Origin of the sequence: Vagococcus carniphilus, from assembly GCF_014397115.1 — a bacterium.
In the GTDB taxonomy this organism is placed as follows: domain Bacteria; phylum Bacillota; class Bacilli; order Lactobacillales; family Vagococcaceae; genus Vagococcus; species Vagococcus carniphilus.
In genome coordinates this window covers 189,445-210,502 of the sequence record NZ_CP060720.1, presented here as the reverse complement: position 1 = coordinate 210,502, position 21,058 = coordinate 189,445, and the positions used below count along the sequence as shown (strand labels likewise).

30 protein-coding genes and 22 tRNA genes are annotated in these 21,058 nt (G+C 38.1%); 2 read left to right on the top strand and 50 right to left on the bottom strand.

Annotation, left to right across the window (positions count from 1 at the left end; all coding sequences use genetic code 11):
- Positions 1-27: 27 nt before the first annotated feature.
- From secY to rpsL, 27 genes are all read right to left on the bottom strand, one after another.
- A complete protein-coding gene (secY, locus tag H9L18_RS01170) occupies positions 28-1,326 on the bottom strand; it encodes a preprotein translocase subunit SecY (RefSeq protein ID WP_126795987.1) in 1,299 nt (432 codons plus the stop codon).
- A complete protein-coding gene (gene rplO / locus H9L18_RS01165; protein WP_126795989.1) occupies positions 1,326-1,766 on the bottom strand; it encodes a 50S ribosomal protein L15 in 441 nt (146 codons plus the stop codon). Before rplO ends, secY begins: the two co-directional genes overlap by 1 nt.
- A gap of 42 nt (positions 1,767-1,808) precedes the next feature.
- Positions 1,809-1,988, bottom strand: coding sequence for a 50S ribosomal protein L30 (gene rpmD, locus H9L18_RS01160; RefSeq protein ID WP_126795991.1), 180 nt, complete (start codon positions 1,986-1,988; stop codon positions 1,809-1,811).
- An 11-nt stretch (positions 1,989-1,999) separates the two neighbouring features.
- Positions 2,000-2,500: a 30S ribosomal protein S5 gene (gene rpsE, locus H9L18_RS01155; protein ID WP_126795993.1), complete on the bottom strand. Its 501-nt coding sequence runs from the start codon at positions 2,498-2,500 to the stop codon at positions 2,000-2,002.
- A 20-nt stretch (positions 2,501-2,520) separates the two neighbouring features.
- Positions 2,521-2,877 (bottom strand): 50S ribosomal protein L18, encoded by a 357-nt coding sequence (rplR, locus tag H9L18_RS01150; protein WP_126795995.1) that lies wholly within the window; start codon positions 2,875-2,877, stop codon positions 2,521-2,523.
- Between the two features lie 27 nt (positions 2,878-2,904).
- Complete coding sequence (gene rplF, locus H9L18_RS01145; RefSeq protein WP_126795997.1) at positions 2,905-3,441, bottom strand: 50S ribosomal protein L6; 537 nt, start codon at positions 3,439-3,441, stop codon at positions 2,905-2,907.
- 29 nt (positions 3,442-3,470) lie between these two features.
- The gene (gene rpsH, locus H9L18_RS01140; protein WP_126795999.1) at positions 3,471-3,869 is read right to left on the bottom strand and encodes a 30S ribosomal protein S8; all 399 of its coding nucleotides are present in this window, start codon (positions 3,867-3,869) and stop codon (positions 3,471-3,473) included.
- Positions 3,870-3,903: 34 nt separating this feature from the next.
- Positions 3,904-4,089: a type Z 30S ribosomal protein S14 gene (locus H9L18_RS01135; protein ID WP_010754753.1), complete on the bottom strand. Its 186-nt coding sequence runs from the start codon at positions 4,087-4,089 to the stop codon at positions 3,904-3,906.
- Between the two features lie 18 nt (positions 4,090-4,107).
- Positions 4,108-4,647, bottom strand: a complete 540-nt coding sequence (rplE, locus tag H9L18_RS01130; protein ID WP_126796001.1) for a 50S ribosomal protein L5 — start codon at positions 4,645-4,647, stop codon at positions 4,108-4,110.
- 26 nt (positions 4,648-4,673) lie between these two features.
- On the bottom strand, positions 4,674-4,985 hold the full coding sequence (gene rplX / locus H9L18_RS01125) for a 50S ribosomal protein L24 (RefSeq protein ID WP_126796003.1): 312 nt from the start codon (positions 4,983-4,985) through the stop codon (positions 4,674-4,676).
- Between the two features lie 34 nt (positions 4,986-5,019).
- Positions 5,020-5,388: a 50S ribosomal protein L14 gene (gene rplN / locus H9L18_RS01120; RefSeq protein ID WP_126796005.1), complete on the bottom strand. Its 369-nt coding sequence runs from the start codon at positions 5,386-5,388 to the stop codon at positions 5,020-5,022.
- 48 nt (positions 5,389-5,436) lie between these two features.
- Positions 5,437-5,703, bottom strand: a complete 267-nt coding sequence (gene rpsQ, locus H9L18_RS01115) for a 30S ribosomal protein S17 (RefSeq protein ID WP_126796007.1) — start codon at positions 5,701-5,703, stop codon at positions 5,437-5,439.
- 23 nt (positions 5,704-5,726) lie between these two features.
- Positions 5,727-5,918 carry a 50S ribosomal protein L29 gene (rpmC, locus tag H9L18_RS01110; RefSeq protein WP_086340792.1) on the bottom strand — a complete coding sequence of 64 codons (192 nt, stop codon included), beginning with the start codon at positions 5,916-5,918 and terminating at the stop codon, positions 5,727-5,729.
- Positions 5,908-6,342: a 50S ribosomal protein L16 gene (rplP, locus tag H9L18_RS01105; protein ID WP_126796009.1), complete on the bottom strand. Its 435-nt coding sequence runs from the start codon at positions 6,340-6,342 to the stop codon at positions 5,908-5,910. Before rplP ends, rpmC begins: the two co-directional genes overlap by 11 nt.
- 2 nt (positions 6,343-6,344) lie before the next feature.
- Positions 6,345-7,001: a 30S ribosomal protein S3 gene (gene rpsC, locus H9L18_RS01100; RefSeq protein ID WP_126796011.1), complete on the bottom strand. Its 657-nt coding sequence runs from the start codon at positions 6,999-7,001 to the stop codon at positions 6,345-6,347.
- Between the two features lie 13 nt (positions 7,002-7,014).
- Complete coding sequence (rplV, locus tag H9L18_RS01095) at positions 7,015-7,362, bottom strand: 50S ribosomal protein L22 (RefSeq protein WP_126796013.1); 348 nt, start codon at positions 7,360-7,362, stop codon at positions 7,015-7,017.
- Positions 7,363-7,380: 18 nt separating this feature from the next.
- Positions 7,381-7,659, bottom strand: a complete 279-nt coding sequence (gene rpsS, locus H9L18_RS01090; RefSeq protein WP_126796015.1) for a 30S ribosomal protein S19 — start codon at positions 7,657-7,659, stop codon at positions 7,381-7,383.
- A gap of 45 nt (positions 7,660-7,704) precedes the next feature.
- The gene (gene rplB / locus H9L18_RS01085; RefSeq protein ID WP_126796017.1) at positions 7,705-8,538 is read right to left on the bottom strand and encodes a 50S ribosomal protein L2; all 834 of its coding nucleotides are present in this window, start codon (positions 8,536-8,538) and stop codon (positions 7,705-7,707) included.
- A gap of 32 nt (positions 8,539-8,570) precedes the next feature.
- The gene (gene rplW, locus H9L18_RS01080; protein WP_126796019.1) at positions 8,571-8,858 is read right to left on the bottom strand and encodes a 50S ribosomal protein L23; all 288 of its coding nucleotides are present in this window, start codon (positions 8,856-8,858) and stop codon (positions 8,571-8,573) included.
- Positions 8,858-9,481 (bottom strand): 50S ribosomal protein L4, encoded by a 624-nt coding sequence (gene rplD / locus H9L18_RS01075; RefSeq protein ID WP_126796021.1) that lies wholly within the window; start codon positions 9,479-9,481, stop codon positions 8,858-8,860. Before rplD ends, rplW begins: the two co-directional genes overlap by 1 nt.
- Before the next feature lie 24 nt (positions 9,482-9,505).
- Positions 9,506-10,141, bottom strand: coding sequence for a 50S ribosomal protein L3 (gene rplC / locus H9L18_RS01070; RefSeq protein WP_126796023.1), 636 nt, complete (start codon positions 10,139-10,141; stop codon positions 9,506-9,508).
- A 20-nt stretch (positions 10,142-10,161) separates the two neighbouring features.
- The gene (gene rpsJ, locus H9L18_RS01065) at positions 10,162-10,470 is read right to left on the bottom strand and encodes a 30S ribosomal protein S10 (protein ID WP_126796025.1); all 309 of its coding nucleotides are present in this window, start codon (positions 10,468-10,470) and stop codon (positions 10,162-10,164) included.
- A gap of 220 nt (positions 10,471-10,690) precedes the next feature.
- Positions 10,691-11,401 (bottom strand): hypothetical protein, encoded by a 711-nt coding sequence (locus H9L18_RS01060; RefSeq protein ID WP_126796027.1) that lies wholly within the window; start codon positions 11,399-11,401, stop codon positions 10,691-10,693.
- Positions 11,402-11,556: 155 nt separating this feature from the next.
- Positions 11,557-12,744 carry an elongation factor Tu gene (gene tuf, locus H9L18_RS01055; protein ID WP_126796029.1) on the bottom strand — a complete coding sequence of 396 codons (1,188 nt, stop codon included), beginning with the start codon at positions 12,742-12,744 and terminating at the stop codon, positions 11,557-11,559.
- A 124-nt stretch (positions 12,745-12,868) separates the two neighbouring features.
- Positions 12,869-14,956 (bottom strand): elongation factor G, encoded by a 2,088-nt coding sequence (gene fusA, locus H9L18_RS01050; protein ID WP_126796031.1) that lies wholly within the window; start codon positions 14,954-14,956, stop codon positions 12,869-12,871.
- A gap of 86 nt (positions 14,957-15,042) precedes the next feature.
- Entirely contained in the window at positions 15,043-15,513 is a 471-nt protein-coding gene (rpsG, locus tag H9L18_RS01045; protein WP_126796034.1) for a 30S ribosomal protein S7, read from the bottom strand.
- Positions 15,514-15,561: 48 nt separating this feature from the next.
- On the bottom strand, positions 15,562-15,975 hold the full coding sequence (gene rpsL / locus H9L18_RS01040) for a 30S ribosomal protein S12 (protein WP_126796035.1): 414 nt from the start codon (positions 15,973-15,975) through the stop codon (positions 15,562-15,564).
- A gap of 280 nt (positions 15,976-16,255) precedes the next feature.
- Here rpsL and rpiA point away from each other — a divergent pair, with 280 nt between their 5' ends.
- Both rpiA and gpmA read left to right on the top strand, forming a co-directional pair.
- The gene (rpiA, locus tag H9L18_RS01035) at positions 16,256-16,936 is read left to right on the top strand and encodes a ribose-5-phosphate isomerase RpiA (protein WP_126796036.1); all 681 of its coding nucleotides are present in this window, start codon (positions 16,256-16,258) and stop codon (positions 16,934-16,936) included.
- Between the two features lie 19 nt (positions 16,937-16,955).
- On the top strand, positions 16,956-17,642 hold the full coding sequence (gene gpmA, locus H9L18_RS01030) for a 2,3-diphosphoglycerate-dependent phosphoglycerate mutase (RefSeq protein ID WP_126796038.1): 687 nt from the start codon (positions 16,956-16,958) through the stop codon (positions 17,640-17,642).
- Positions 17,643-17,660: 18 nt separating this feature from the next.
- Here gpmA and brnQ read toward each other — a convergent pair whose 3' ends face one another.
- The 23 genes from brnQ to H9L18_RS00915 form a co-directional block, all read right to left on the bottom strand.
- Positions 17,661-19,007 carry a branched-chain amino acid transport system II carrier protein gene (gene brnQ / locus H9L18_RS01025; protein ID WP_126796040.1) on the bottom strand — a complete coding sequence of 449 codons (1,347 nt, stop codon included), beginning with the start codon at positions 19,005-19,007 and terminating at the stop codon, positions 17,661-17,663.
- A 76-nt stretch (positions 19,008-19,083) separates the two neighbouring features.
- Positions 19,084-19,155: transfer RNA gene (locus tag H9L18_RS01020), tRNA-Glu, on the bottom strand.
- Between the two features lie 20 nt (positions 19,156-19,175).
- Positions 19,176-19,263: transfer RNA gene (locus H9L18_RS01015), tRNA-Ser, on the bottom strand.
- A gap of 14 nt (positions 19,264-19,277) precedes the next feature.
- A tRNA-Ile gene (locus H9L18_RS01010) sits at positions 19,278-19,351 on the bottom strand.
- An 18-nt stretch (positions 19,352-19,369) separates the two neighbouring features.
- Positions 19,370-19,440 (bottom strand) — tRNA-Gly (locus tag H9L18_RS01005).
- A 14-nt stretch (positions 19,441-19,454) separates the two neighbouring features.
- Positions 19,455-19,527: transfer RNA gene (locus H9L18_RS01000), tRNA-Phe, on the bottom strand.
- Positions 19,528-19,535: 8 nt separating this feature from the next.
- Positions 19,536-19,608: transfer RNA gene (locus H9L18_RS00995), tRNA-Asp, on the bottom strand.
- A 3-nt stretch (positions 19,609-19,611) separates the two neighbouring features.
- Positions 19,612-19,685 (bottom strand) — tRNA-Met (locus H9L18_RS00990).
- An 11-nt stretch (positions 19,686-19,696) separates the two neighbouring features.
- Positions 19,697-19,786: transfer RNA gene (locus H9L18_RS00985), tRNA-Ser, on the bottom strand.
- Positions 19,787-19,798: 12 nt separating this feature from the next.
- A tRNA-Glu gene (locus H9L18_RS00980) sits at positions 19,799-19,870 on the bottom strand.
- Positions 19,871-19,890: 20 nt separating this feature from the next.
- Positions 19,891-19,978 (bottom strand) — tRNA-Ser (locus H9L18_RS00975).
- 14 nt (positions 19,979-19,992) lie between these two features.
- Positions 19,993-20,066: transfer RNA gene (locus H9L18_RS00970), tRNA-Ile, on the bottom strand.
- Between the two features lie 18 nt (positions 20,067-20,084).
- Positions 20,085-20,155 (bottom strand) — tRNA-Gly (locus tag H9L18_RS00965).
- Between the two features lie 14 nt (positions 20,156-20,169).
- Positions 20,170-20,242, bottom strand: a tRNA-Asp gene (locus H9L18_RS00960).
- Between the two features lie 3 nt (positions 20,243-20,245).
- Positions 20,246-20,319 (bottom strand) — tRNA-Met (locus H9L18_RS00955).
- An 11-nt stretch (positions 20,320-20,330) separates the two neighbouring features.
- Positions 20,331-20,420: transfer RNA gene (locus H9L18_RS00950), tRNA-Ser, on the bottom strand.
- A 24-nt stretch (positions 20,421-20,444) separates the two neighbouring features.
- Positions 20,445-20,518 (bottom strand) — tRNA-Ile (locus H9L18_RS00945).
- 19 nt (positions 20,519-20,537) lie between these two features.
- Positions 20,538-20,611: transfer RNA gene (locus H9L18_RS00940), tRNA-Met, on the bottom strand.
- 10 nt (positions 20,612-20,621) lie between these two features.
- A tRNA-Pro gene (locus H9L18_RS00935) sits at positions 20,622-20,695 on the bottom strand.
- Positions 20,696-20,709: 14 nt separating this feature from the next.
- A tRNA-Arg gene (locus H9L18_RS00930) sits at positions 20,710-20,783 on the bottom strand.
- A 17-nt stretch (positions 20,784-20,800) separates the two neighbouring features.
- Positions 20,801-20,886 (bottom strand) — tRNA-Leu (locus H9L18_RS00925).
- Positions 20,887-20,897: 11 nt separating this feature from the next.
- Positions 20,898-20,969: transfer RNA gene (locus tag H9L18_RS00920), tRNA-Gly, on the bottom strand.
- A 9-nt stretch (positions 20,970-20,978) separates the two neighbouring features.
- Positions 20,979-21,051, bottom strand: a tRNA-Thr gene (locus tag H9L18_RS00915).
- Between the last annotated feature and the right edge of the window lie 7 nt (positions 21,052-21,058).

The window sequence follows — 21,058 nt, the reverse complement described above, 5'->3', positions numbered from 1 at the left end:
CTGAGGATAATCCTCAACACAACACTCTTACTCTCTGATAAAACCAGTGTACTGACGTTTTAATAATAACCCTTCAAGCTGTTTATTCGTTTCAAGAGCCACACTAATGACAATCAGTAAACTTGTCCCACCTAATCCAATTGATTGCGGTAGGTTCCAAACATTAGCTGCAATGATTGGAAGAATTGCCACTAATCCTAAAAAGACAGAACCAACAGTGCTTAGTCTCATTAAAAGACTAGAGATAAATTGTTCTGTTTCTTTACCAGGTCGTACACTTGGAATATAGCTTCCTTGCTTCTGCAAATTCTCAGCCACTTTTTCAGGATTAACCTGAACAAATGCATAGAAGAATGTAAAAGCAATAATCAGAATTGTGTATACTATCCCGCCAGGAATAGTTGAATAGTCAAATATTTGTTCTAATACTTTGAACCAAGATTCTCCACCTTTGGTTACTTTAAATGCACTTAAAATAGCTTGTGGTGTCGCAATAAATGAGCTGGCAAAGATTACAGGAATAACTCCTGCCGCATTTACTTTTAATGGTAAATAACTACTTTGTGGTGCTCCTGCAACACGTTTTGTATATTGAATCGGGATTTTTTTCTCAGCTTGTTGTACGTAAGTTACAAGTGTAACGATTAGTAAAATAGCTACGATTAAAATTACCACGAAGATGATTGATTTAACAATGTCATCTTGATTAATATTAACAAAATAAGCTTGATAAATTTCTTTGATGCTTCCTGGGAATCTAGCAATAATACCTGCAAAGATAATCATTGATACCCCATTACCAATACCTTTTTCAGAAATTTGTTCACCCATCCAAGTAACAAGCATTGTACCGGCAGTTAATATAATACCAATACTAATGTATGTCATTGCATTAGGTGTTTTAACAAGTCCTGCATTTGAGAAATGATTAAAACTTGCTGTAATCGCAATGGATTGTACAAAACCTAACACTAATGTTAAGTAGCGAGTTGCTTGGTTCAACTTACGTCTACCAACCTCACCTTGTTTTGACCACTCTACAAACTTAGGAACAATGTCCATCTGAAGTAATTGAATAATGATTGAAGCAGTAATATATGGGGAAACACCCATTGCGAACAATGAGAATCTTTCCATAGCATTACCACTTACTTGATTAAACATTGCAACAAGTGCTAGTTCATTAAGATCTAGCAATGCTTTTGCATCGACTCCTGGAACCGTGATATGGGCACCAAATCTAAACGCGAAGAGAATGAATAGTGTGAAAAATATTTTATTACGAATATTTTGCACTTTAAACGAATCCTTCAACAGTTTAAACATTAGATCACCTCTACTGATCCACCAGCTGCTTCAATTGCAGTTTGTGCAGATTTTGAGAATTTAGCAGCTTTCACTGATAATTTTTTAGTTAACTCACCGTTACCTAAAATTTTAATTCCCGCTTTAGCATCTTTCACAATACCCGCTTCAATTAAAGTAGTTGGTGTTACTTCGGCACCATCTTCAAATCGGTTTAAAACGTCTAAATTGACGATTGCGTATTCTTTACGGTTAATGTTAGTGAATCCACGTTTTGGTAAACGCATGAATAATGGTGTTTGTCCACCTTCAAAACCTAAACGTACGCCACCACCTGAACGTGATTTTTGACCTTTTTGTCCACGACCAGATGTTTTACCGTTACCAGATGATGATCCACGTCCTACACGATTGCGTACATGTCTTGATCCTTCTGCCGGATGTAACTCATGAAGTTTCATTAGCTCGGCACCTCCTTAAACTAGTTTTAAATCTCTGTATCTCTAAATTTCTTCTACGTCCACTAAATGTGAAACAGTATTAACCATGCCTTTAATAGCAACGTTGTTAGGTTTAATTACAGTTGCGTGTAATTTGTTTAAACCTAAAGCTTTAACTGTATCACGTTGGTTTTGAGGACGTCCAATGATACTGCGTTTTAATGTAATTTTTAATTCGCTCATTTTTTGTCCTCCTATCCGATTAATTTATCTACAGAAATGCCTCTTAATTCAGCAACTTCTTCTGCTTTTTTTAATCTACTTAATCCTTCAACTGTTGCGCGAACAACGTTTACTGGAGTATTAGATCCTAAAGATTTACTTGTAATATCTGAAATACCTGATAACTCAAGTACGGCACGAACTGGTCCTCCAGCTGCTACCCCAGAACCGGCTACGGCTGGTTTCATTAAAATGCGACCACCACAGAAAGATCCGATAACTTCGTGAGGAATTGTTGAACCTACCATTGGTACTTCGATTAAGTTCTTTTTAGCATCTTCAACTGCTTTACGGATTGCTTCTGGTACTTCTTGAGCTTTACCAGTTCCAAATCCAACATGTCCGTTTCTGTCGCCAACTACTACTAAAGCAGCAAAACGTAAACGACGTCCACCTTTAACAACTTTAGAAACGCGGTTAATTGCAACTACGCGGTCTTCTAAATCGAATTGTCTAGCATCAATATTAGCCATGAATGGTGTTCCTCCTTTTCCTAAAATTCTAGTCCATTTTCACGTGCTGCTTCAGCTAACGCAGCTACACGTCCATGGTAAAGGTATCCACCACGGTCAAAGACTACTTCTTTAATACCTTTTTCTGTTGCTTTTTTAGCAATTGATGTACCTACAGCAGTTGCTAATTCAGTTTTGTTTTCTCCTGAGATATCTTTATCTACAGTAGAGGCACTTGCAAGTGTCACACCCGCTACGTCATCAATTAATTGAGCGTAGATGTTTTTGTTAGAACGAAAAACGTTCAAGCGTGGGCACTCAGCAGTACCAGAGATTTTACTACGCACGCGAGCATGTCTCTTTTGGCGAGTTTTATTTTTATCTGGTTTTGTAATCACACTTGTCACCTCGAATTTTTTTATTTATTATTTACCTGTTTTACCTTCTTTACGTCTTACGTGTTCGCCAACATAGCGAATACCTTTGCCTTTGTAAGGCTCTGGTGGACGTGTTCCACGAATATTAGCTGCTAATTCTCCAACAACTTCTTTGTTAGATCCTTTAACAATAATAGATGTGTTTGAAGGAACTTCGATTTCGATACCTTCTGGCGTTTCGAATTCAACTGGATGAGAATAACCAACGCTTAATACAAGTTTTTTACCTTGTAATTGCGCACGGTATCCAACCCCGATTAATTCTAAAGCTTTTGAAAAGCCTTCGCTAACACCAACAACCATGTTGTTTAAGTTAGCACGCATAGTACCATGTAAAGTTTTGTTTTCTTTTTCATCGTTAGGACGTGTTAATGTCACAACGCCTTCTTCAATGTTTAAAGTGATATTTGGTGAAAACTCACGAGTTAATTCACCTTTTGGTCCTTTAACAGTAACTGTTGTTCCGTTTTGTGCAATAGTTACACCTGCAGGAATAACGACTGGTTTATTTCCAATACGACTCATTCTAGGACACCTCCTCGTTTAAATATTTTTTACCAAACGTATGCTAATACTTCTCCACCGATGTTACGCTCTCTAGCTTCTTTATCAGTTAAGATACCTTCTGAAGTTGAGATAATAGCGATACCTAAACCATTTAATACTTTAGGTACTTCATTTGCTTTTACATAAGCACGTAAACCTGGTTTTGAGATACGTTTTAAGTTAGTAATAACGCGTTCTTCGTTTTTACCATATTTTAAGAAAACACGGATGATGCCTTGTTTGTCATCTTCGATGAATTCTACGTCACGCACGAAACCTTCACGTTGTAAGATTTTTGCGACTTCAAGTTTGATTGTTGAAGCAGGCACTTCTAATGATTCGTGTTTTACGATGTTCGCATTACGAATACGAGTTAGAAAATCTGCAATTGGATCTGTCATCACCATTGATTTATTTACCTCCTTTTAGCGGTTTACTTTTTTACCAGCTTGCTTTCTTCACGCCGGGAATTTGTCCTTTATAGGCAAGTTCACGGAAGCAAATACGGCAAAGTTTGAATTTACGATAAACTGAATGTGGGCGTCCACAACGTTCACATCGAGTATATTCTTGAGATGAGAATTTTGCAGGACGTTTATTTTTAGCAATCATTGATTTTTTAGCCACGTAGTTCGCCTCCTTAAATTATTTTTGGAATGGCATTCCAAGTTGTGATAATAGTTCACGGCCTTCTTCGTCAGTGTTAGCTGTTGTAACGATAACGATATCCATTCCTCGAACTTTATCTACTAAATCGTAATCTACTTCAGGGAAGATTAATTGTTCTTTAACACCTAAAGTATAGTTACCACGACCGTCAAATGATTTGTTACTGATACCATGGAAGTCACGTACACGAGGTAAAGAGACAGATACTAATTTATCTAAAAATTCGTACATTCTTTCTCCACGTAAAGTTACTTTACAACCAATTGGCATACCTTCACGTAAACGGAAACCTGCGATAGATTTCTTAGCTTTTGTGATGATTGGTTTTTGACCTGTGATTAAAGCTAATTCTTCAACAGCTTTATCTAGGTTTTTACTATTTGAAACAGCATCACCAACACCCATGTTAACAACGATTTTGTCAACTTTTGGTGTTTGCATTACTGATGAGTAGTTAAATTTTTCCATCAATGAAGGTGTTACTTCACTAATATACTTTTCTTTTAAGCGGTTCATTCAGATTTGTCCTCCTTCCTCACGACTTATTTATCTAAAACTTCGCCAGTTTTCTTAGAAATACGTACTTTCTTACCATCTACCTCTTTATATCCTACACGTGTTGGTTCTCCGTTTGACGGATCAATCACCATTACATTAGAAACGTGAATAGATGCTTCCATTTCGATAATTCCTCCTTGAGGAGCAGTCGCGCTAGGTTTTTGGTGTTTTTTCATTACGTTAACACCTTCAACGATGACGCGATCTTTTTTCGGAAATGCTTGGAGTACGATTCCCTCTTTGTTTTTATCTTTACCTGTGATAATTTTTACTTTATCGCCTTTTTTAACGAACATCTTGTTTCGCACCTCCTTTAAACATAAGTATGTATTATAACACTTCTGGTGCTAGTGAGACTATCTTCATGAAGTTGTTGTCACGTAATTCACGAGCAACTGGTCCAAAGATACGAGTACCACGTGGACTCTTATCATCACGAATAATCACACATGCATTTTCATCAAATTTAATATATGAACCGTCAGGACGACGAGCTCCAGATTTAGTACGAACGATTACGGCTTTAACAACTTCACCTTTTTTGACAACTCCACCAGGTGTTGCTTGTTTAACAGTACAAGTAACGATATCACCGATGTTAGCTGTTTTACGTCCAGAACCACCAAGTACTTTAATAGTTAATACTTCACGAGCACCTGAGTTATCAGCTACTTTCATACGACTTTCTTGTTGGATCACTTGAGTATCCTCCTTTCAAACTTTCAGTTTCTTATAGGAAAATTCGAATTAAATAATTACTGCTTCTTCAACAACTTCTAATAAACGGAAGCGTTTCTTCGCAGACAATGGACGAGTTTCCATAATTTTAACGATGTCCCCCGTTTTAGCAACGTTGTTTTCGTCATGTGCGTAATATTTTTTAGAATATTTAACACGTTTACCATAAATCTTGTGAACTTTTTTAGTTTCTACAACAACGACGATAGTTTTATCCATCTTGTCTGAAACCACACGTCCAGTGTAAACTTTACGTTCATTTCTCTCTTGAGTCATCTATAAATGGCCTCCTTCCACTATTACTTAGCAGCTTCTTCACGCAAAACTGTTTTAATGCGTGCAATCGATTTACGAACTTCAGAAATTCGCGCTGTATTTTCTAATTGACCTGTTGCTAATTGGAATCGTAAGTTGAATAATTCTTCTTTAAATTCTTTTTCTTTAGCGATCATTTCGGTAGTGGTTAATTCTCTGATATCTTTAACCTTCATTCGATTCACCACCCATTTCTTCACGTTTTACAATTTTTGTTTTCACAGGTAATTTGTGAGAAGCAAGTCTTAACGCTTCACGAGCAACTTCTTCCGGTACGCCTGCAACTTCAAACATGATTTTTCCACGTTTTACTGGAGCAACCCATCCTTCTGGAGCACCTTTACCTGAACCCATACGAACACCAATAGCTTTTGATGTGTATGATTTGTGAGGGAAAATTTTAATCCATACTTTCCCACCACGTTTCATGTAACGAGTCATAGCAATACGAGAAGCTTCAATTTGGCGGTTAGTAATCCAGTGAGATTCTACAGCTTGTAAACCGTACTCTCCAAAAGATACTTCTTTACCACCTTTAGCTTCACCACGCATTTTACCTCTAAATTCACGACGGTGTTTCACACGTTTAGGTACTAACATGATTATTTCCCTCCTTTCTCAGTGTTTTTCTTTTCTGGAAGAATTTCTCCACGATAAATCCACACTTTAACTCCTAGTTTTCCGTATGTTGTATCTGCTTCTTCCCAAGCATAATCGATGTCTGCTCTTAAAGTATGTAAAGGAACAGTTCCTTCAGAGTAACCTTCAGAACGAGCCATATCTGCACCATTTAAACGACCAGAAACTTGAGTTTTGATCCCTTGAGCTCCTGCTCTCATAGTACGTTGGATAGCTTGTTTTTGTGCACGACGGAATGCCACACGATTTTCTAATTGACGTGCGATTCCTTCGCCTACTAATTTAGCATCTAAATCTGGTTTTTTGATTTCAACAATGTTAATGTGAACTCTTTTACCAGTTAATTTGTTTAATTCTTTTCTTAAAGCTTCAACTTCAGATCCACCTTTACCAATTACCATACCTGGTTTAGCAGTATGAATTGATACGTTCACGCGATTTGCAGCACGTTCGATTTCAATGGTAGAAACAGAAGCGTCAGCCAATCTAGTCGCAATAAACTTACGGATTTTTAAATCTTCATGTAGGTATTCTGCAAAATCTTTTTCTGCATACCATTTAGCGTTCCAGTCACGGATGACTCCGACACGCATTCCAATTGGATGTACTTTTTGACCCACTAGTTGTCCCTCCTTATCTTTCTGATACTACTACTGTAATGTGACTTGTACGTTTGTTGATTGGTGAAGCAGATCCTTTTGCACGAGGACGGAAACGTTTCATTGTTGGTCCTTCGTTAACAAAAGCTTCTGATACAACTAAATCTTCAACATCTAAGTCAAAATTATTTTCTGCATTTGCAATAGCTGATAATAATACTTTTTCGATTATACCAGCTGCTTTATTTGGTGAGAATTTCAAAATTGAAACAGCTTCACCAACGCTTTTACCTCTAATTAAGTCAATCACTAATCTTGATTTACGAGGTGAAACGCGAATTGTTTTAGCAGTTGCTTTTGCTGAAGTAATTCTTTCTGTCATGTTCGTTGCCTCCCTCAATTAGCGTTTTGTTTTCTTGTCGTCATTAGCATGACCACGATAAGTTCTTGTTGGTGCAAATTCACCCAATTTATGTCCTACCATATCTTCTTGGATATAAACAGGTACATGTTTTCTACCATCATAAACTGCGATGGTATATCCTATGAAGTTAGGGAAAATTGTTGAACGTCGAGACCATGTTTTAATAACTTTTTTCTTTGAAAGATCTTTTTGAGCTTCCACTTTATTCATTAAGTGTTCATCTACAAAAGGTCCTTTTTTTAAGCTGCGACCCATGGTGAACCTCCTCTCAAGATTTCAAACTCTTTATAGAGTTTATATTTATTTAGTTTTACGACGACGAACGATAAGTTTGTCAGATTTTGCTTTTTTACTACGTGTTTTGTATCCAAGTGTTGGTTTGCCCCATGGACTCATTGGTGATGGACGTCCGATTGGTGCTTTACCTTCACCACCACCGTGTGGGTGATCGTTAGGGTTCATTACGCTACCACGTACTGTTGGGCGTTTACCTAACCAACGACTACGTCCAGCTTTACCACTGTTGATTAATTCGTGTTGTTCATTACCAACAGTACCGATTGTTGCACGACAAGTTCCTAAAATCATACGAACTTCGCCTGAGTTCAAACGAACTAATGTATATTTACCTTCGTTACCAAGTACTTGTGCACTTGTACCAGCAGAACGAATTAATTGTCCACCTTTTCCAGGTTTTAATTCGATGTTATGGATAACTGTACCCACTGGAATGTTGTTTAATGGTAATGCATTACCAATTTTGATATCAGCATTTTCGCCTGATTCGATTACATCTCCAACCTTAATACCTTTTGGTGCTAAGATATAAGCTTTAACTCCATCAGTGTAATGAATCAATGCAATATTAGCAGATCTATTTGGATCATATTCAACTGTTTTAACAGTTCCGACCACATTATCTTTATTACGCTTGAAATCGATCAAACGATATTGGCGTTTGTGTCCACCCGCTTGATGACGAACAGTAATTTTACCTTGGTTGTTACGTCCAGCGTTTTTTTTCAATGGTTGTAACAAAGTTTTTTCTGGTGTTGAAGTTGTGATTTCAGCAAAATCTGAACCAGTCATGTTACGACGACCATTTGTGGTAGGTTTGTACTTTTTAATCGCCACGTGATTCCCTCCTACTTTAGTTGATGTCTGAATTATTCAGCATCAAAAATTTGAATTTCTTTTGAGTCTTCTGTTAATTGTACGATAGCTTTACGACGTTTTTTAGTGTATCCAGCGTATTTACCCATTCTCTTGAATTTCGGTTTTACGTTCATGATATTCACTTTTTTAACTTTTACGTCGAAAACAGCTTCTACAGCTTGCTTAACTAATGTTTTGTTGGCTCTTGTGTCCACTTCAAACGTGTATTTTTTTTCGTCCATTGCTTCTACAGACATTTCTGTAATAACTGGGCGTTTGATTACATCGATTAATTCCATTATGCAAGCACCTCCTCTACTTGAGTCAGAGCTGTTTTAGTGATTAACATTTTGTCAGCTGATACTACATCAAGAACACTTACGTTATCTGATTCAACGATTGAAACGTTTGGTAAGTTACGTCCTGATAATGCTGCAAAATCATTGCCACTTTCTAAAACAACTAATACCTTTGTATCTACGTTTAAGTTAGTTAAAACTTCTTTAAATTCTTTTGTTTTTGGTGCGTCAAATGATAATCCTTCAACAACAACCAATTTGTTCTCAGCAACTTTTTCAGATAATACTGATTTAATTGCTAAACGACGAACTTTTTTAGGTAATTTGTAGCTATATGAACGTGGTGTAGGTCCAAAGACGATACCACCTCCGCGCCATTGTGGTGAGCGGATAGATCCTTGACGTGCACGACCAGTTCCTTTTTGACGCCATGGTTTACGTCCACCACCGCGTACTGCGCTACGATTTTTAACAGCGTGAGTTCCTTGTCTTAATGAAGCACGTTGCATGATGATTGCATCAAACACAACATTTTCGTTTGGTTCAATTCCAAAGATTGCTTCGTTTAAAGTAACTTCGCCATTTTGAGTTCCATCTTGTTTAAATAATGCTACAGATGTCATTCTTTAGTTCCTCCTCTCCCGCAATTATTTAGCAGCCTTAACTGCTGTTTTTATTTCTACTAATGATTTTTTAACGCCAGGTACATTACCTTTGATTAAAATAACATTTTTATCAGTGTCAACTTTTACGATTTCTAAGTTTTGAATCGTTACACGATCTCCACCCATACGTCCTGCAAGTTTTTTACCTTTGAATACACGTGATGGATCTGATGCAGCACCCATTGACCCAGGTCCACGATGGTAACGAGAACCGTGTGTCATTGGTCCACGTGATTGGTTATGGCGTTTAATTGGCCCTTGGAAACCATGTCCTTTAGTCGTACCTGTAACATCAACGATGTCTCCAGCTTGAAATACATCAACCTTAATTTCTTTACCTACTTCGTATTCTCCAAGCTCAACATCATTGAATTCTTTAATGAAGCGCTTAGGAGCAGTATTTGCTTTTGCAACATGACCTTTAGCAGGTTTGTTAGATAAAACTTCACGTTTATCTTGGAAGCCCACTTGAACAGCTTCGTAACCGTCAGTTTCTACTGTTTTAACTTGTAAAACAACGTTTGGTGTTGCTTCAATTACAGTAACTGGGATTAACTCACCATTTTCAGTGAAGACTTGTGTCATTCCTACTTTTTTCCCTAAGATTCCTTTAGTCATGAGTACACCTCCATGATTTATTATAATTTAATTTCAATATTTACACCGCTTGGCAAGTCTAGCTTCATTAAAGCATCAACTGTCTTAGGTGTTGGACTCACGATGTCGATTAAACGTTTGTGAGTACGCATTTCGAATTGTTCGCGTGAATCTTTGTATTTATGAGTCGCGCGGATAACTGTATACACTGAACGGTCTGTTGGTAATGGAATTGGTCCAGAAACTTCAGCCCCTGTTCTTTTTGCTGTTTCTACAATTTTCTCTGCAGATTGATCTAATACACGATGTTCATACGCTTTTAAACGGATACGAATTTTTTGATTTGCCATTTTGTTCCCTCCTTCGCCTATTGTTGTTAGTAGACATAGCTCCACGAAAATCTCCAACACACCACCATGGCAATGCTCCCTGGCGTGTCGCAACCTCTCGTTTCAACGCCGCAGTAATCTCTTTGAGATACCTACATACTTTTTTTATTTCAGCACTTTTAAAAGTATACTAAAAAAAAAGCCTGATGACAAGCTTTTTTCAATAGTTTTTTTATTTTTTTTAATAGGTGATTCCCATATTCGTTAAAGCTGTTTGAATTTGAGTAATTTGTTGCATCAATTCAGTTTTTTCAGCACCTTCAGGTAGTCCATCCACTTCTTGTTTAGCTGCATAATATTGCTCTAACGTAAAATCAGATTGTACTGCTCCATCAACAATAATCATATTGATTATCTCTTGTGCCTTTTGTGCGTTTCCTGATTTTTCAGTATGAGTCGTTTCTTTTCCTTCTGAGCCACCTGCTGTTGCTAGATAAGTTAAGACACCTTCATAAAAAGGATCCTCTTTTTTATTTAATGAACTAGCATCACTAACAAGATTATCAATGTCTTCTTTTTTGTTATCGTTTTTCATTGATACTTTTTCTTTAAATTTATTGCCTACTAATACCGGCTCTTCAAATAAATCGTTAAATCTTGTTTGAATTTCAATTCTTTGTTTCAAATCTTTAACCATTTTTTTGTCTTCATCGTTCTTCGCTGATTTTTCCATTGTATTAATTTTTTGCTCTGTTGTTCCTTTAGCTAAAAATACTTTACTTTTATCAAAATACAATGAAGATAAAGTCATTTCTTTTGAACCCTCTTCAACGCCTACTTCTTTAACTAAATCTTCTTTTTTCTTATTGTCATACATACTACCAACAACAATCGCTCCAACAGCAAAGGCTATCGAAAGAAAAAGCCAGATCAATTTATTTCCTTTGTTCATTCACTATTGCTCCTTTTTACTATTTTACATTATATAATGGTACCCTAACTAACCATATTTCTCAAGACAAAAAAACATTACATTAAAAAAAGGTTGAAAACTTGCGTTTTCAACCTTACGTCCGAACATATAATACATATTTGATAGATAATAAATTATGCGATGATTGAAGTTACAACGCCTGAACCAACAGTACGTCCACCTTCACGAATTGAGAAACGAGTTCCTTCTTCGATAGCGATTGGGTGAATTAAATCCACTTCCATAGCTACGTTATCACCAGGCATTACCATTTCAGTACCTTCTGGTAATTGACAAACGCCAGTTACGTCAGTTGTACGGAAATAGAATTGTGGGCGGTAGTTAGTGAAGAATGGAGTATGACGTCCACCTTCTTCTTTAGATAAAACATAAACTTCCGCATTAAATTTTGTATGTGGTGTAATTGATCCTGGAGCTGATAATACTTGTCCACGTTGGATATCTTCACGAGCTACCCCACGTAATAAAGCACCAATGTTGTCTCCAGCTTCAGCGTAATCTAATAATTTACGGAACATTTCAACACCAGTTACAGTTGTTTTAGAAGTTGCTTCAGCAATACCAACTAATTCAACTTCGTCACCAACACGTACTTGTCCACGTTCAACACGGCCTGTAGCAACAGTACCACGTCCAGTGATTGAGAATACGTCCTCAACTGGCATCATGAATGGTTTGTCTGTTTGACGTTCTGGAGTTGGGATATATTCGTCAACTGCAGCCATCAATTCTAAGATTTTTTCTTCGTAAGAAGCATCGCCTTCTAAAGCTTTAAGAGCTGAACCTGCAACGATTGGAGTATCATCGCCTGGGAAGTCGTATTCTGTTAATAAGTCACGAACTTCCATTTCAACTAATTCTAATAATTCTTCGTCATCAACCATATCCATTTTGTTTAAGAAAACAACGATGTATGGTACACCAACGTTACGAGATAATAAGATATGCTCGCGAGTTTGTGGCATTGGGCCGTCAGCTGCAGATACTACTAAGATAGCACCGTCCATTTGAGCAGCACCAGTGATCATGTTTTTAACGTAGTCCGCATGTCCTGGACAGTCCACATGAGCGTAGTGACGAGTTGCTGTTTCATACTCGATATGAGATGTGTTAATTGTGATTCCACGTTCTTTTTCTTCTGGAGCGTTATCGATATCAGCATAGTTTTGAGCTTCACCGAAACCATTTTTAGCTAATACTGTAGCGATTGCTGCAGATAATGTTGTTTTACCGTGGTCAACGTGTCCGATTGTTCCGATGTTTACATGGGATTTCGAACGGTCAAATTTTTCTTTTGCCATTTTGTATAATTCCTCCTAAAATATAAAAGTCATTTATTATAATATATTGAAGAAGGAATAAAATCAATATTTATTCCTTCAACTACTCATTTTACATGAATTCTAAGCAAATGCCTAGTAAATTCTATTCAGCAGAGCCACCATTTTTCTTGATGATTTCTTCTTGAATAGATTTTGGTACGTCTTCGTAATGATCAAATACCATCATAAATGTACCACGTCCTTGTGTTGCAGAACGTAATGTTGTTGCATATCCAAACATTTCAGCTAATGGCACAAGTGCGTTAACAATTTGTGAATTTCCATGAGCTTCCATTCCTTCAACGCGTCCACGACGACTTGTTACATGTCCCATGATATCTCCTAAATATTCTTCAGGAACTGTTACAGTAACTTTCATCATTGGTTCTAAGATTGCTGGTTGAGCTTTCTTAGCTGCGGCACGTAATGCCATAGATGCTGCCACACGGAATGCCGTTTCATTTGAATCGACATCATGGTATGAACCATCATAAAGTTTTGCTTTAATATCTACTAATGGATAGCCAGCAAGAACACCATTATTCATAGAGTCTGCTAATCCTTTTTCAACTGCTGGAATGTATTCACGAGGAACCACACCACCAACGATTGCGTTTTCGAATTCAAAGCCTTTTCCTTCTTCGTTAGGTGTAAATTCAACCCATACGTGACCGTATTGTCCTTTACCACCTGATTGACGTACGAATTTACCTTCAGCTTGAGTAACTGGCGCTCTAAATGTTTCACGGTATGAAACTTGAGGCGCACCTACGTTAGCGTCTACTCTAAATTCACGTCTCATTCTATCTACTAAAACGTCTAAGTGAAGCTCACCCATACCAGAGATAACTGTTTCTCCAGTTTCAACGTTTGTTTCAACTCGGAATGAAGGATCTTCTTCAGCAAGTTTTTGTAAAGCAACACCCATTTTATCTTGGTCTGCTTTAGATTTAGGTTCAACAGCTACTTGAATAACTGGATCTGGGAATTCAATAGATTCCAAGATAACTGGTGCATCAAGAGCACATAAAGTATCACCTGTTGTAGTATCTTTAAGTCCAACAGCTGCTGCGATATCACCTGAATAAACTGTATTAATTTCTTCACGGCTGTTCGCATGCATTTGTAGGATACGTCCGATACGTTCTTTTTTATCTTTAGAAGCGTTCAATACATATGAACCACTTTCTAAAGTACCAGAATAAACACGGAAGAATGTTAAACGACCTACGAATGGGTCAGTCATAACTTTAAACGCTAATGATGAGAACGGTGCGTTATCATCAGAAGGACGTGTAGTTTCTTCTTCTGTTTTAGTATCTGTACCTTTAATTGCTTCAACGTCTGTTGGAGCAGGTAAGTAGTCAAGAACTGCATCAAGCATTAACTGAACACCTTTGTTTTTAAAGGCAGATCCAGCCATTACTGGGAAGAACTCAACATTAATAGTTGCGCGACGAATTCCTGCTTTCAATTCTTCAATAGAGATTTCCTCTCCATCCAAGTATTTCATCATTAATTCTTCATCAGTTTCAGCTACAGCTTCAACTAATTTTTCACGCCATTCAATAGCTTGTTCCATATACTCTTCAGGGATTTCTTCCTCACGGATATCTGTTCCTAAATCGTTAGTATAGATTTCAGCTTTCATTGTAATTAAGTCAATGATTCCTGTGAAGTTATCTTCAGAACCGATTGGTAATTGAATTGGATGAGCATTTGCTTGTAAACGATCATGTAAAGTTTTTACTGAGTACAAGAAGTCTGCACCAATTTTATCCATTTTATTACAGAAAACAACACGTGGAACTTTGTAGTCAGTTGCTTGACGCCAAACTGTTTCAGTTTGAGGCTCAACACCTGATTGTGAATCAAGAACTGTAACAGCACCATCTAATACACGTAGTGAACGTTGAACTTCAATAGTGAAATCCACGTGACCTGGTGTATCGATAATGTTTACACGATATCCTTTCCACTGTGCAGTTGTTGCTGCAGAAGTGATTGTGATACCACGTTCTTGCTCTTGTTCCATCCAGTCCATTTGTGAAGCTCCTTCGTGAGTTTCACCAAGCTTATGGATTTTACCAGTATAATACAAGATACGCTCTGTTGTTGTAGTTTTACCCGCATCAACATGGGCCATGATACCGATATTACGAGTGTTTTCTAACGAAAATTCTCTTGCCATCTTAAAATATTTCTCCTCTCTTATTGTAGTTCGTAGTTATATACATTCACTTGCCAGTTAATTAGTATTAACTGGCTAAGAGGATTTTACCAACGGTAGTGAGCGAATGCTCTGTTGGCTTCAGCCATTTTATGGACATCTTCACGTTTTTTAACAGAAGCGCCTGAGTTGTTAGCTGCATCCATGATTTCTTTAGCTAAACGTTGTTCCATAGTATGCTCTCCGCGTAAACGAGAGTAATTTACTAACCAACGTAAGCCTAATGTTGAACGACGCTCTGGGCGAACTTCAACTGGTACTTGGTAGTTAGAACCACCAACACGGCGAGCTTTAACTTCAAGAACAGGCATAACATTTTCCATAGCTTGTTCGAAAACTTCTAATGGATCGTTCCCTGTAGATTCTTTAATAATATCAAATGCATCATAAATAATGCTTGAAGCAACACCACGCTTACCATCAATCATCACACGGTTGATTAAACGAGTAACTAATTTAGAATTATAAATCGGATCTGGTAAAACATCACGTTTTGTAACAGGACCTTTTCGAGGCATGTGTAACTCCTCCTTCCAAGAATTTTTTTATCATCAATTTAATTTGAATTATTTTTTAGGTTTTTTAGTTCCGTATTTAGAACGGCTTTGTTTACGATCTGTAACACCAGCAGTATCTAAAGCACCACGAACGATATGATAACGTACCCCAGGTAAGTCTTTCACACGTCCACCACGGATTAAAACAACACTATGCTCTTGCAAGTTATGTCCAATACCAGGAATGTAAGCTGTCACTTCAATTAAGTTTGACAAACGAACACGGGCATATTTACGTAACGCAGAGTTAGGTTTTTTAGGTGTCATAGTCCCAACACGTGTACAAACACCACGTTTTTGTGGAGAGTTCACATTTGTTTGAGATTTTTTGAAACTATTATAACTCTTTCCTAAAGCAGGAGAGTCAGATTTAGTCATTTTAGATTTACGAGACTTACGTACCAATTGATTAATTGTAGGCATGATAGTTCCTCCTTCCTTAAAACTTTTTATAGACCCACACATCCAGGTGGTTCTTTTTTTGATTTAAAAAATTAATGCAAGAATTCCTGCATTGACATTGCGCTCTTTTACAGTCAGCACGTCTCCATGAGACCTGTCCCAAGCACCTTTGTAACTATAGCACAAAAAAACAAAATTAGTCAATACCCTTTTTATATTTTTTTCTAAGTTTCTCCCTTTCTTTTTCGATTGGTTATGATTACAATTATCTTGATAACAAATATAATTTTGGAGGCTTAACATGAACTTAAAACAATTAGTTGGGATTGAATCTGCAAAGTACATTAAAGATGGAATGACGGTAGGTCTTGGAACTGGATCAACTGCTTACTTTATGGTTGAAGAAATCGGACGACGAATGAAAGAAGAAGGTCTAAATATTGTAGGGGTGACAACTTCACACGCTACAGAAGAACAAGCTCGCGCTTTAGGTATTCCTTTAAAAAGTATTGATGAGGTCGATCATGTAGATATTACAATTGATGGAGCAGACGAAATCTCTGCTGACTACCAAGGAACAAAGGGAGGCGGTGCTGCTCTTCTTTTTGAAAAAATAGTTGCAACTTATTCTAATGAAAACATTTGGATTGTAGACGAGTCAAAAATGGTTGAAAAGTTAGGTGCTTTCCCACTACCTGTTGAAGTTATTCCATATGGAAGCGATCAACTACTTAGACTATTTACTAAAAAAGAGTTAAATCCTAAAATCAGAACTACTGCCGATGGTAATCCTTTGCTAACTGACAGTAAAAATTATATTATTGACTTGTATTTAAAAGAAATAAATGATCCAAAAGAGCTAGCTACATGGCTTGACCACCAAGTTGGCGTTGTCGAACACGGCTTGTTCTTGGATATCACGACACGTGTCATCATAGGCACCTCTGAAAGTGGCGTTAAAACCATCGAAGTGTCTAGATAACCTAGAAAGGATGGATTACATGAAAAAATTAGTTTTTGTACGACATGGATTAAGTGAGTGGAATGCTCTTAATTTATTTACTGGATGGGAAGATGTCGATTTAAGTGACAAAGGAATTGAAGAAGCAAAAGAAGCTGGGAAAAAAATTAAACAAGCAAATATTTATTTTGATGTTGCCTACACGTCTTATTTAAAACGTGCTATCAAAACTTGCCATTTTGTTCTGGAAGAATCCAATCAACTTTGGATTCCTGAAATAAAATCTTGGCGATTAAATGAACGTCATTACGGAGCTCTCCAAGGATTGAATAAAAAGGAGACAGCTGATAAGTATGGAGCTGATCAAGTTCAACAATGGCGTCGCTCTTATGATACTTTACCTCCACTAATTAGTGAAGATGATCCAAAATCAGCAACAAAAGAACTTAAATACTCACATCTTGATAAAAGAAGTATTCCAGGAGGCGAAAATCTAAAAGTTACTTTAGAGAGGGCTCTCCCTTTTTGGGAAGACGAAATCGCTCCATCCTTGTTAAAAGGAGAAACAGTTCTTGTTGCAGCTCATGGAAATTCACTTAGAGCACTTGCTAAACATATTGAGGGAATTTCAGATGACGATATCATGGCTTTAGAAATTCCAACAGGACAACCTCTTGTTTACGAACTAAATGATGATCTATCTTTAATAAAAAAATATTATTTATAAGAAAAAGGAGACTATCCCTTAAACGGATAATCTCCTTTTTTTATCGACCAATAGTCCGACAATAAGACCTAGAATCGCAACGGTAATCCAACCCATTCCAATATTAAAGAATGGAACAAACTCTCTAGCAAAGCCTAGTAATGATGACACTATATTAGAATCCTTAATATTTTTAGGCAAACTATTTAACGCATCAAAAAACGAAGCAATCATTGTAAAATAAGTAACATATTGATAAATACTTTTTTTATCACCAATCCATTGACTACAAAGTCCCATTATGATTAAAGTCATTGCTAATGGATAAATAAACATCAAAACTGGAGTTGAAATTTGAATTATTTCATTCAAACCAACGTTAGCAATTAAAGCTGCCAACAAAATACAACCAACTGTGAAAAATGTATAAGATTTAGACGGATACAACTCATTAAAAGTTCTTCCAAAAGAAGTGCTTAATCCAATAGCTGTTTTTAAACAAGCAACAATAACTATTGCCGCTAGTAAGACACTACCAACAGTTCCCAAATAATGGTCTGCAATTTGGGCAAGAGTAATACCGCCATTTTTATTTAAGTTTAATGTGCCTAAACTCATTGTTCCAACAAATGAAAGTAGAGTGTAAATAATTCCCATTAGCACAATACCAAATAGTCCGGATTTAGTTGTCTCTTTCGCAACTAAAACGGGATCTTTAATCCCCAAAGCTTGAACATTTTCAATAATTATCATTCCAAAAGCAAGTGCTGCTAAAGCATCTAACGTATTATACCCATCTGTAAAACCTTTAAAAAAAGCTCCATTTGAATACGCCGGCTGGACAGCAGCAGATGAAACAGAACCCAGTGGTGATATAAACGCCATTGCCAATAAAATAAATAATAATAACAAAAATAATGGTGTTAAAAATTTCCCAATGTAGTCTAGAATTTTACTCGGTTTACGTGAAAAAAACCATACAATAATAAAGAAAACAGCACTAAAAAATAATAGATACATCTTCTGTTTAGACTCTGGTAAAAAAGGGGCTAGCGCAATTTCAAAAGAAGTGCTAGCTAAACGGGGCATCGCAAAAAAAGGCCCTATTACCAAATACAAAACACTAGTAAATATCATTCCATATTTTTTATTCACCTTGCTCGAAAGTTCACATAAATCCTTACTCATAGACAATCCGAACGCAATGATACCTAAAAATGGTAATCCAATTCCAGTAGTTAAAAATCCTAGATTTGCACTTACAATATTAGCTCCTGCTTCTTGTCCCATTTGAATAGGAAAAATCAAATTTCCTGCACCAAAAAATAAACCAAAAATAAGTGAACCAATGAAAAGACTTTCTTTTAATTCAAGTCGCTTTTTCATTCAACCAACACTCCTTTTTTCTTTAAATAAAAGAAAAAAAGCTTAAAATTGAATTAATCAATTTTAAGCTTTTTTATGACCCGTACGGGACTCGAACCCGTGTTACCGCCGTGAAAGGGCGGTGTCTTAACCGCTTGACCAACGGGCCTGATTAAAAAAATACTACTATGGAGAAGGAGGGATTTGAACCCTCGCGCCAGTTACCCGACCTACACCCTTAGCAGGGGCGCCTCTTCAGCCACTTGAGTACTTCTCCATCCTAAAAATTAATGGGCCTAAATGGACTCGAACCATCGACCTCACGCTTATCAGGCGTGCGCTCTAACCAGCTGAGCTATAGGCCCCTTTTCTTTTTAAGAAAAAGCGGGTGACGAGAATCGAACTCGCGACAACAGCTTGGAAGGCTGTAGTTTTACCACTAAACTACACCCGCGAGTGGTAAAAAAGTGGCGCAAGACAGAATCGAACTGCCGACACACGGAGCTTCAATCCGTTGCTCTACCAACTGAGCTACTGCGCCAAAAAAAACGGTCCCGACGGGATTTGAACCCGCGATCTCCTGCGTGACAGGCAGGCATGTTAACCCCTACACCACGGAACCTAATTGCGGAGGCAGGATTTGAACCTACGACCTTCGGGTTATGAGCCCGACGAGCTACCTGACTGCTCCACTCCGCGATATTATTATAAGGAGGATAAGGGATTCGAACCCTTGCGTGCTTTTACACACCTGACGGTTTTCAAGACCGTTCCCTTCAGCCGAACTTGGGTAATCCTCCAAAAAAAAACAATGACCCGTACGGGACTCGAACCCGTGTTACCGCCGTGAAAGGGCGGTGTCTTAACCGCTTGACCAACGGGCCTGATTAAAAAAATACTACTATGGAGAAGGAGGGATTTGAACCCTCGCGCCAGTTACCCGACCTACACCCTTAGCAGGGGCGCCTCTTCAGCCACTTGAGTACTTCTCCATCCTAAAAATTAATGGGCCTAAATGGACTCGAACCATCGACCTCACGCTTATCAGGCGTGCGCTCTAACCAGCTGAGCTATAGGCCCCTTTTCTTTTTAAGAAAAAGCGGGTGACGAGAATCGAACTCGCGACAACAGCTTGGAAGGCTGTAGTTTTACCACTAAACTACACCCGCGGTAAAATTAAAAACGGTCCCGACGGGATTTGAACCCGCGATCTCCTGCGTGACAGGCAGGCATGTTAACCCCTACACCACGGAACCTAATTGCGGAGGCAGGATTTGAACCTACGACCTTCGGGTTATGAGCCCGACGAGCTACCTAACTGCTCCACTCCGCGATATTATTATAAGGAGGATAAGGGATTCGAACCCTTGCGTGCTTTTACACACCTGACGGTTTTCAAGACCGTTCCCTTCAGCCGGACTTGGGTAATCCTCCAAATTATGATTTTTGTCTCCACAATGGACCTTGTAGGACTCGAACCTACGACCGCCCGGTTATGAGCCGGGAGCTCTAACCAACTGAGCTAAAGGTCCAAGTTCCGAATAAAAACAATCGCGGCGGAGGGGATCGAACCCCCGACCTCCCGGGTATGAACCGGACGCTCTAGCCAGCTGAGCTACACCGCGAAAATAATAATCGGGAAGACAGGATTCGAACCTGCGACCCCTTGGTCCCAAACCAAGTGCTCTACCAAGCTGAGCTACTTCCCGTATTATCTTTTAAACGCGCCCAAGAGGAGTCGAACCCCTAACCTTCTGATCCGTAGTCAGACACTCTATCCAATTGAGCTATGGGCGCTTAAATATATTTAACTATGCCGAGGACCGGAATCGAACCGGTACGGAGATCACTCTCCGCAGGATTTTAAGTCCTGTGCGTCTGCCAGTTCCGCCACCCCGGCTGGAACATAAAAGCGGAAGACGGGGTTCGAACCCGCGACCCCCACCTTGGCAAGGTGATGTTCTACCACTGAACTACTTCCGCTTAAAGAAGTGCCGGCTAAAGGACTTGAACCCTCGACCCTCTGATTACAAATCAGATGCTCTACCAACTGAGCTAAGCCGGCTTTTAAA